The organism is Streptomyces sp. NPDC054840 (genome assembly GCF_053611065.1).
Map to the genome: position 1 here is coordinate 1 of NZ_JBSGZP010000817.1, position 2,924 is coordinate 2,924.

The 2,924-nt window shown below is 74.1% G+C and carries 3 protein-coding genes; 2 read left to right on the top strand and 1 reads right to left on the bottom strand.

Annotated elements, in window-relative coordinates:
• The first annotated feature begins 184 nt into the window (after positions 1 to 184).
• Entirely contained in the window at positions 185 to 784 is a 600-nt protein-coding gene (locus ACWGIU_RS34485; protein ID WP_453712045.1) for a transglutaminase-like domain-containing protein, read from the top strand.
• On the opposite strand, the gene ACWGIU_RS34490 is transcribed toward ACWGIU_RS34485, so the two are convergent.
• Entirely contained in the window at positions 720 to 1,982 is a 1,263-nt protein-coding gene (locus ACWGIU_RS34490) for an MFS transporter (RefSeq protein WP_453712046.1), read from the bottom strand. The genes ACWGIU_RS34485 and ACWGIU_RS34490 overlap by 65 nt on opposite strands.
• Before the next feature lie 404 nt (positions 1,983 to 2,386).
• Between ACWGIU_RS34490 and ACWGIU_RS34495 the strand changes: the two genes are divergently transcribed.
• A complete protein-coding gene (locus ACWGIU_RS34495) occupies positions 2,387 to 2,791 on the top strand; it encodes a hypothetical protein (RefSeq protein ID WP_453712047.1) in 405 nt (134 codons plus the stop codon).
• Positions 2,792 to 2,924: the final 133 nt, after the last annotated feature.

Here is a 2,924-nt window from a genome sequence, read left to right on the forward strand (position 1 = left end):
GCGCCCGAGTACGTCCAGTACACGGGCGCCCCTCCGCCTTGCCGGGCACGGCACCGGACGCCGCGGGCTCGGCCGACAAGATCCGAAAGAGACGGCCGAGGCGGCACACCCCTGAGCTTGCATAATTATACCTTCGGCCGAAAATCTATTGATCTACGGCCGGGGGTTTACCTATGCTTCGGCCATGCAGCTGATCCAGCAGAGCCCCGATATTCACGCCTACCTGGCGTCCGGCGAGGCGATCGACCACTGGCATCCGGTCGTCCAGGAAGCCGCCGACACCCTGTGGTCTTCCAGTGGTGACGCATATTCATACGCTCAGGCCGCCTTCGAATTCGTCCGCGACACCATCCCGCACTCGGCCGATTCGGGCGACCCGCGCGTCGCCTGGCGCGCGTCCGACGTCCTCATCACACGCAACGGCATCTGCTACGCCAAAGCCCACGCCCTCGTCGCCCTGCTCCGCGCCCAGGGCATCCCGGGGGCCCTGTGCTACCAGCGCCTCGTGGACGACGACGGCACGAACCCCATGGTCCACGGCCTGGTCGCCCTGCGGCTCCCCGGCACCACGCGCTGGTCCCGTCTCGACCCGCGCGGCAACAAGCCAGGGGTGGACGCCCGGTTCGACCTCGACCGGGAACGACTGGCCTTCCCCGTACGCCCCGAACTCGGCGAGATCGACCACCCCGAGCTGCACGCCGCCCCGCACCCGGCCACGCTCAGGGCCCTTCAGGAGTCCCCAGACGTGCCGCGGTTGTGGCGGAACCTCCCGACGGCCCTGTAGCTCCGCTGCGGTCGGGCCCTTCGGACCGCCCCCGCCGCCCGGGCTCCCGCACCACCGTCAGGGCGTGCAGCAGCGCCGCCGCGAGCAGCAGCCCGGCTATCCCGGTCAGCAGCGCCGCCGCCGGCGCGTCGGCCGCGATCCCCACCAGGGCCGCCCCGGCCGACGCGGCCGTCAACTTCAGCCCCGCGCCCAGGGTGAACACCTGGGTCCGCACCCCGTCCGGCGCGTACCGCGCGCGGATCCGCAGCGTGGCCGTGAGCAACGGCCCGTCGCACACCCCGGCGAGCGCGAACACCACCGCCGTCACGGCCACCGACGGGGCGAACGCGGCCGCCGCGAGGGCCGCACCGGTTCCGGCCAGCGCCCACCGCACCAGCCGGCCGGGCTCCACGGACGTGATCCGGCCGAGCGTGAGCGAGCCGCCCAGCGCGCCCACCGCGAAGGCCGTCATCAGCACGCCGCCGCCGCCCGGGCTGCCCAGCTCCGTGGCCAGCAGCACCGAGACGGTGGTGAGCGAGCCGATGCCCACGAAGCCAAGGGTGGTGGCCGAGGTGACCGCCCGCAGCTCCCGGACCCGCCACAGGGCCGCGAGCCCCGCGCCCAGCCCCGCCCTGGGTGCGCCCGGGGCCGGGCCCGCGCCTTGGTCCTCGTACGTAAGGGTGGCCGCCAGCACCGCGGCCAGGGCTCCGGACGCCGCCAGGACGCCCATGGCGGGCCCGGCCGAGCCCAGCGCCGCGACCAGGCCGACCGCCGCCGGCGCGGTGACCGCCGCCGCGTTGTACGTCGCGGCGTCCCAGCCGTACGCCCGGTCGCGCCCGGGCCCGGCCGGGACCAGGACGGTGATCAGGCTGGACAGCCCGCCCGTCACCATCGGCCCGCAGGAGCCGCCGAGCACCGCCACGGCCAGCACCAGCGGTACGGGAGCCCGGCCGAGCAGGACGGTCAGCGCCGCGACGGCCGCCGCGAACCCGGCCAGGGCCCCGGCGTGGAACAGGCGCGGTCGGCGGGTCCGGGCCGCCGCGGCGCCCGCGAGCGGAGCGGCCAGGACGTGCGGGGCCAGCCAGGCCGTCAGGACGAACGCCCCGTGCGCCGCGCTCCCGGTGCGCTCCAGCGCGAGCAGCACCACGGCCATCCCCATGCCCTCGGAGGAGATGCGCGCGGACACGGCCGCCGCCAGGTACCGCCCGAATCCGCCCATGGACCCCTCCCGCCCGGTATCCGGTAACGCCATAGACGCCCAAGACGTTACGTCATGCGCGTGTAGGGCGAACGCACTTGGGGCTGGGTGACCGGCAGGACGGTTTCTCGGCGGCCCGGTGGCTGATCGACCCCGTCGAAGCGGTCCGGGCGCACCAGAACTGCCGCGCGCCGAGCTCGCGGGTGCCGGCCGGGTACGGGGAGCGCCCCGACACGGAGGGCTGCCGCCCGGGAGGCACCGAGAACCACTTCGAGGTCCGGGAGCCCGTGAGCGCGCCGGCAACCCGAGCTGAGGTCAGAGGCTCTTCCCTCTGTCAAGGCACGAGATGCAGCGACATGACGGGACGAGACGGACGCGGCGTACTGGAGGGGTCCACTCCGGTTTCCTTCCCGAGGAGAACAACCATGACCCACTCCTTTCGACCCCGACGCCTCGCCCTGCTCGTAGCCTCGACCGCCATCGCCGCGGGAGGCGTGCTCGTCCCCACGACCGCCTTCGCCACCACCACGGCGGCGCCGCAGAGGGGCGTGGCGGATGTCGCCGACGGGGTGCACGTCCCGGACCGGGGGCAGCAGTGGCAGTGCATCGCCGCCCCCTGCGAGCCCCCCGGCGGCAGCACGCCGGAAGAGGACCACCACGACGGGGGGAACCACCACGACAAGTGGGGCCACGGCAAGGGGAATGACCACGGCAAGGGGGGCCGTCACGACAAGTGGGGCGACCACCGTCCCGGCAGGCACGACGACGGCGGCCAGCAGTGGCAGTGCTTCGCCGCCCCGTGCGAGCCCCCCAGCGGTGACCGGGACTGAATGAACACCGAGTACCGGTGCTGTGACCGGCGACCGGCGACCGGCGACCGGTGACCGTTGACCCGTGACCACCGTGACCTCGGCCTCCGGGACCCGTTGGGGTCCGGGGAGGCCGAGGGGGTTTTTTGAGTGG

Coding starts and splice junctions, on each gene's coding strand:
- ACWGIU_RS34485 (WP_453712045.1), top strand. CDS start 185: ATGCAGCTGATCCAGCAGAGCCCCGATATTCACGCCTACCTGGCGTCC.
- ACWGIU_RS34490 (WP_453712046.1), bottom strand. CDS start 1,982: ATGGGCGGATTCGGGCGGTACCTGGCGGCGGCCGTGTCCGCGCGCATC.
- ACWGIU_RS34495 (WP_453712047.1), top strand. CDS start 2,387: ATGACCCACTCCTTTCGACCCCGACGCCTCGCCCTGCTCGTAGCCTCG.